We start from the raw sequence: 6,020 nt of genomic DNA on the forward strand, positions 1-6,020 counted from the left end.
CGAGGGGGGTGGCGGTGGATACTGTCCGTTGACTGCCAAGCTGTCTTCCCCTTACCCCGTTTGTCCTGACCGCGACAAACCAGCCGGACCTTTACCTTATTTGGGGCAGAAGCATACTGATTTATCACCCGTCACGAATGTCGGCCTGATCCGTTACTCAGTGAAATCGTGCGAGGTGATCTCCGCAATGTGGCGGACCGATCAAGGCACTGTGTCCTAGCTTCAGAGCATGAATCTGCAGCAGCTCCGCTACGTTGTGGCGACTGCGGAGCACCGCACCATGACAGACGCCGCCAGGTCTCTGTACATCGCGCAACCCGCGCTTTCCCGCGCGATCAGGGACCTGGAGCGTGAACTCGGAATGACGTTGTTCGCGCGTTCCGGTCGTGGCGTGGTCGTCACGGCCCAGGGACGCCGGGTCGTCAAACTCGCGAAGGAGGCATTAGACGCCGTACATGAGATCGAGTCGCTGGCCGGGCACGGCCGCTCGGCCGACACCGACCTTCGGATCGCGCTGACGCCGAGCCTGGAGCCGGCGCTCGCCACGCGACTCCTGCCCGCGTACGCCGAGCGGAACCCCGCGGTACGCGTGCACATCGTGCGCTGTGACGGACGTGACGGCGTGGTGAGCGCCGTCAGGGACCAGCGGGCCGATCTTGGCCTGACCGACCTGCCGGTCCCCGCCGACCTGATCGGCCACCCACTGGAACGCCAGGAGATCGTGCTCATCTCCCCTCCTGGCCTCGACCTCCCCGACACGGTGCCGATGGCCCGGCTGACCGGCATGCGGCTGGTGCTCCCCAAGCGGGGCAGCGCCAGGCGCAGGGAGTTCGACGCGATGTTCGCCAAACACGGCGTGCGGCCGGTGACCGCCGCCGAGACCGATGAGCGGGGCAGTTCGATGGCCCATGTCCGCGCGGGGGTGGGTTCCCTGCTCGGATACCGCGGGCTGACCGAGCAGGCCCTGCGAGCGGGGCTGGTGATCCGTTCGTTGGAGCCACCCGTCCGGCGGGTGATCGCCATCGTGCACGCCCGTCGCCGCCTTCCGCTGATCGTCCAGGATTTTCTGGCGCTCGCCGAAGGGGGCAGCGCGGCCTAGCGCCGCCGACTCGCCCAGTCAGCGGGAGCGTTCCAACGCTCACGAGTAGTACAGGAAGCCGGTGCCGGGTGGGGCGGCACCGCTGGGCGCGAGCTCCGCGCCGGGATGACGATCTCCCGGTCGGCGTAGAGCGGCGGACGGCACAGCCGGACCGCGTCGCCCGTCATTGATCCTTCGCACTTTCCAGCACGGCCCCGTTGACCGGGCCGCCGGGAGCGCGGGCATCGGGAACCGGCCGGGACGCCGGTCCGGCGTAGAGCGCGGGGACGATCGTGAGCGGCAGCCGTACCACCGCCCGCAGGCCCTGCCCCTCTTCATCGTCTTCCGAACCGCCTGCGGACTCCAGATGGACGCTGCCGCCGTGCGCCCGCACGGTCTCGCGGACGATGGCCAGTCCCAGCCCCGCGCCGCCCTCGTCGCGGCTGCGCGCGGTGTCCAGCCGGGTGAAGCGGTCGAAGACGCGTTCCCTGTCGGCATCGGGGATGCCGGGGCCGTCGTCGGTGACGGTCAGCAGCGCCGCCGTGCCCTCGGCGCGCAACTCCACCGACACCCCGGCCTGGGCGTGCCGTACCGCGTTGTCCACCAGGTTGGTCAGCACCCGCCCCAGGTCGAGCGCGTCGCCGGTGACCGACAGGCCGCCGTCCACGACGGCGCAGGAGACCGTGACCGGGCTGTCGGCGTAGCGTTCGACGCCCTGCCGTACCAGCCCTTCGAGGTCCACCGGCTCCCGGCGGGCCGGGATGCCGCCGCGCTCGTCCAGCCGGGCCAGCGCGAGCAGGTCCTCGGCCAGGCGGGACAGGCGCATCGCGTCCTCCAGCACGCCCTCGGCGGTCTCCCGCCAGTCCTGTCCCTCGGGGTGCCCGAGCGCGACCTCCAGTTGCAGCCTGATGCTGGCCAGCGGGCTGCGCAGCTCGTGGGCGGCGTCGGAGACCAGCGCCCGCTGCCGGGTGTCGGCCTCCTCCAGCCGGGCGAGCATGTCGTTCAGGGTCATGGCCAGGCTGTGCACCTCGTCGTCGGCCTCGGGCACCGGCAGCCGCCGGGAGCGGGCCGTGCCGGAGATCTCGGCCGCGCCCCTGCGCAGCGAGGAGATCGGCCGCAGGGTGCCGCCGACGATCATCCAGCTCACCGCGGCCAGCAGGATCACCAGCAGCGGCGTGCCGAAGAGCAGCACCTGCGTCGCGGCGGCCAGGCTCTTTTCCACCTCGGCGATCGAGCGCGCGGCGATCACCACCCGGCCGTGGTCGGCGGACACCGCGACCACGCGCAGCCGCCCGGGGATGCCGTACGGCGCGCCGTCCAGGTCGCCGGCCTGGTCGGACCTGATCGCCTGGGCGCGGGCGGCGGGGCCGAGCAGCGGTACCAGCCGGTCGGTGCCGACCGTGGCGTGCATCACCCGGCCGCCCGGCTCGATGACCTGGATGAGCGTCCCGTCGGGGTTGCTCAGCTCGGGCGGCAGCCGCCCGGCGTCGGCGTCGGCGCGCACACGGTTGGCGCGCTGCAGGGCCGAGTCGTCGACGGTGGCGGTCAGCGACCTGCCGAGCAGCCCGAGCAACACCCAGGCGGAGATGGCGAGCGCCAGGGCGAGCACCGCCGCCGCCGCGGCCGTCACCCGGAAGCGCAGGCTCTTGCGTCGCCACCAGCGCCCGGCGGAGCCCGGCTCAGCCGCCATCGCCCACCAGCCGGTAGCCCGCGCCGCGCACGGTCTGCAGGGCGCTCCTGCCGAACGGGACGTCGATCTTCCTGCGCAGGTAGCCCACGTACACCTCCACCACGTTGGGGTCGGTGTCGAAGGTGTCCCAGACGTGCTCGAGGATCTCCGACTTGGAGACCACCTCGTCGTGGCGGCGCAGCAGGAACTCCAGCAGCGCGAACTCCCGCGGCGTCAGCTCGATCTCGGTCCGCCCCCGGGCCACCCGCCGGCTCGCCGGGTCGAGCTCCAGGTCACCGGACCGCAGCACGGCGGGCCGCCGCCCCGCGCCGCGCCGCAGCAGCGCCCGCAGCCGGGCCACCAGCACCACGTAGGAGAACGGCTTGGTGAGGTAGTCGTCCGCGCCGAGGTCCAGGCCGTCGGCCATGTCGTACTCGCCGTCCTTGGCGGAGAGCATCAGGATCGGCACCCAGTTCTCCTCGGCGCGCAGCGTCTTGCAGACGTTGTAGCCGGAGATCCGCGGCAGCATGATGTCGAGCACGATCACGTCGTACTCGCCCTGCCTGGCCATGTGCAGGCCGTCCTCGCCGTCGTGCGCGAGGTCCACGGCGAAACCCTCCGCCGAAAGCCCCCGCTGGAGCGCGGCGGCCATCCGCCGCTCGTCCTCGACCACGAGAACCCGCATCCGCTGACCTCCTGAAGCCGCATGTCTCCTCCCATCCTGGTCAACGCGCCTGAGACCGGGCTGAGAGCGCTGAGAGGTTTCTCAGCCTGAGACACCTCTCAGTCTGTCTCAGCTTGGGCACAGCGACGACCGCGCAGGCTTCGTTGTGACCGGCCGCCCATCCGCGGCCGGCGACATACGGTTAAGGAGTGAGATGTCGTCCAACGTTCACGACACGGGACCGCCCAGGGAGTCTCGCAAGTCACGGGGTCGTGCCGTGAGGTGGGGTGTGCCGATCGCCGCGGTGGCCGTGATCGCCGCGGCCGTGGGCACCGGGCCGGTCATCGCGGCCGTGCAGGGCTCTCCAGCCCTGCCCGACCGCACCGCGGGGCAACTGCTCGCCGAGGCGGCGCGCGCCGCCCGGTCGGGGCAGTTCCCGCCGATGTCCGGCACCGTCCTGCAGACGTCCTCCCTCGGCCTGCCCTCCATGCCGGCGCAGTCCGCCGATCCCACCTCGCCGCTGTCGTTGCTGACCGGAGCGCACGAGTTCAAGGTCTGGTACGGCGGCGCCGACCGCCAGCGGGTCGCCCTGCTGGGCCGGATGAGCGAGACCAACCTGATCAAGAACGGCGATCGGCTCTGGCTGTATGAGAGCGGGGGCAACAAGGCCACCCGGCTGAAGGTGGACGACTCCCTGCTGCGCGGCGAGGAGCGCGCCCGCAAGCATCCGCTGGGCGGGCGGGCGATGCCTTCTGATTTGACGCCGCAGGCGCTGTCGGCGCAGTTGCTGGACGCGATCGACGAGCACACCGCGGTGGGGGTGAGCAATGACGTGAAGGTGGCCGACCGCGCCGCCTACCAGCTCACGTTCGCCCCCAAGTCGCCCGATTCGCTGGTCAAGGAGATCAGGATCGCCTTCGACGGCGAGAACTACGTGCCGCTGCGCTTCCAGATCTACGCCAAGGACTCGATCGAGCCGGCGTTCGAGGCGGGCTACACCTCGGTGACCTTCACCCCGCCCGCGCCGGAGAACTTCACGTTCACCCCGCCGGCCGGCGCGAAGGTGACGCAGGAGACCATCGGCGAGAAGGATATCGAGAGGGCCGAGGACCACGCGCTGCGGCGGCTGCGCCACGGTGACGAGAAGGCGGGCAAGGACGCCAAGGGGCCCAAGGACGGCGAGGAGGCCGGTCCGCGCGTCCCGGGCGCGGGCGAGGTCGCCGTCCACGGCAGCGCGTGGACGAGCGTGATCGTCGCGCCGCTGCGGACCTCCGACCTCACCGAGAAGCCGCGCGACGGCGCCGGGAGCGAGGTGGCCGGTTTCGGGGAGGCCGTGCTGTCGGCGGCCAAGCCGGTCAGCGGCGCCTGGGGCAACGGACGCCTGATCCAGACCAAGCTGGTCACCGTCCTGCTGACCGACGACGGCCGGGTGCTGGCCGGCGCGGTCGGGCCGCAGGCGCTGTACGAGGCGGCCGGCCGGAAGTGAGCACCATGACGCCAGGAGAGACGCCGCTCCTGGCGGGGGAGCGCGACGTCGCGGACCCGGCTGCGGCCGGGCCCGCGGGGCCGCGCGGCGAGATCCGGGGGACGCCCGAGGCGGCGTCCCCGTCCCCCGGCCAGGACACCGCGCGCGGGCACGCGATCGTCACCCGTGGGCTGACCAAGCGCTTTCGCGGCGGGCAGGTCGCCGTGGACTCCCTCGACCTCGCCGTGCCGCGCGGCTCGGTCTTCGGGTTCCTCGGGCCCAACGGCTCGGGCAAGACCACCACGATCCGGATGCTGCTCGGGCTGGTCACGCCTTCGGGTGGCGACTGCGAGCTGCTGGGCGTGCCCATGCCGGGCGGGCTGGCCGAGGCGCTGCCCCGGGTGGGGGCGGTCGTGGAGGGGCCCGCGTTCTATCCCTATCTGAGCGGCGAGGCCAACCTGCGCCGCTTCGACGCGGCGGACCCTTCGGCGGACCGGCGTACCGCCCGTGCGCGGATCGCCCTGGCCCTGGACCGGGTGGGCCTGGCCGCCGCGGCGGGCAAACGGTACCGCGCCTACTCCCTGGGCATGCGGCAGCGGCTGGCCATCGCCGCCGCCCTGCTCGGCCCGCGCGAGCTGCTGATCCTCGACGAGCCGACCAACGGGCTCGACCCGGCGGGCACCCGTGAGGTGCGGGCGCTGATCCGGCAGGTGGCCGCCGCCGGTACGGCCGTGTTCGTCTCCTCCCACCTGCTTTCCGAGGTCGAGCAGATGTGCACGCACGTGGGCGTGATGCGCACGGGCCGCCTGGTCGCGCACGGCCCGATCGAGGAGCTGCGGGCGGGGCGCGAGCCCCGGATCAAGATCGAGACGCCGGACGTGGGCCTGGCGGCCGGCGTCCTGGCCGGGCTGGGGCTGGCCGACCCGCGTTCCGGTCCGGCCGAGGTGAGCGCGGCGCTGGGTACCGCGGCCCCCGACCTGGTGTGCGCGGCCCTGGTCACGGCCGGGGTGGCCGTACACGGGCTCGCGATCCTGCGGCCGAGCCTTGAGGAAGTGTTCGTGGGCCTGACCGGGGAGGGCTTCGATGTCGACGGTTGAGGTTCCGGCCGCCGGGACGGCGGCGTCCGCGGGCACGGCGCCGGATC

Annotated in this window: 5 protein-coding genes; 3 read left to right on the forward strand and 2 right to left on the reverse strand. The window is 72.5% G+C overall.

Going from position 1 to position 6,020, the window contains the following annotated elements; all coding sequences use genetic code 11:
* Nucleotides 1–229 precede the first annotated feature (229 nt).
* Nucleotides 230–1,099, forward strand: a complete 870-nt coding sequence (locus tag C1I98_RS33790; protein ID WP_111171401.1) for a LysR family transcriptional regulator — start codon at nucleotides 230–232, stop codon at nucleotides 1,097–1,099.
* A gap of 163 nt (nucleotides 1,100–1,262) precedes the next feature.
* On the opposite strand, the gene C1I98_RS33795 is transcribed toward C1I98_RS33790, so the two are convergent.
* Entirely contained in the window at nucleotides 1,263–2,768 is a 1,506-nt protein-coding gene (locus C1I98_RS33795; protein WP_111171402.1) for a sensor histidine kinase, read from the reverse strand.
* Nucleotides 2,758–3,432 (reverse strand): response regulator transcription factor, encoded by a 675-nt coding sequence (locus tag C1I98_RS33800; protein ID WP_111171403.1) that lies wholly within the window; start codon nucleotides 3,430–3,432, stop codon nucleotides 2,758–2,760. The genes C1I98_RS33795 and C1I98_RS33800 overlap by 11 nt, the downstream gene beginning before the upstream one ends.
* A gap of 268 nt (nucleotides 3,433–3,700) precedes the next feature.
* Here C1I98_RS33800 and C1I98_RS33805 point away from each other — a divergent pair, with 268 nt between their 5' ends.
* Both C1I98_RS33805 and C1I98_RS33810 read left to right on the forward strand, forming a co-directional pair.
* Nucleotides 3,701–4,897, forward strand: a complete 1,197-nt coding sequence (locus C1I98_RS33805; protein WP_233508413.1) for a LolA family protein — start codon at nucleotides 3,701–3,703, stop codon at nucleotides 4,895–4,897.
* 5 nt (nucleotides 4,898–4,902) lie between these two features.
* On the forward strand, nucleotides 4,903–5,973 hold the full coding sequence (locus C1I98_RS33810; RefSeq protein ID WP_111171405.1) for an ABC transporter ATP-binding protein: 1,071 nt from the start codon (nucleotides 4,903–4,905) through the stop codon (nucleotides 5,971–5,973).
* Nucleotides 5,974–6,020 lie beyond the last annotated feature (47 nt).

The organism is Spongiactinospora gelatinilytica (genome assembly GCF_003236385.1).
Taxonomy (GTDB): Bacteria; Actinomycetota; Actinomycetes; order Streptosporangiales; family Streptosporangiaceae; genus Spongiactinospora; species Spongiactinospora gelatinilytica.

Coding starts and splice junctions, on each gene's coding strand:
- C1I98_RS33790 (WP_111171401.1), top strand. CDS start 230: ATGAATCTGCAGCAGCTCCGCTACGTTGTGGCGACTGCGGAGCACCGC.
- C1I98_RS33800 (WP_111171403.1), bottom strand. CDS start 3,432: ATGCGGGTTCTCGTGGTCGAGGACGAGCGGCGGATGGCCGCCGCGCTC.
- C1I98_RS33795 (WP_111171402.1), bottom strand. CDS start 2,768: ATGGCGGCTGAGCCGGGCTCCGCCGGGCGCTGGTGGCGACGCAAGAGC.
- C1I98_RS33810 (WP_111171405.1), top strand. CDS start 4,903: ATGACGCCAGGAGAGACGCCGCTCCTGGCGGGGGAGCGCGACGTCGCG.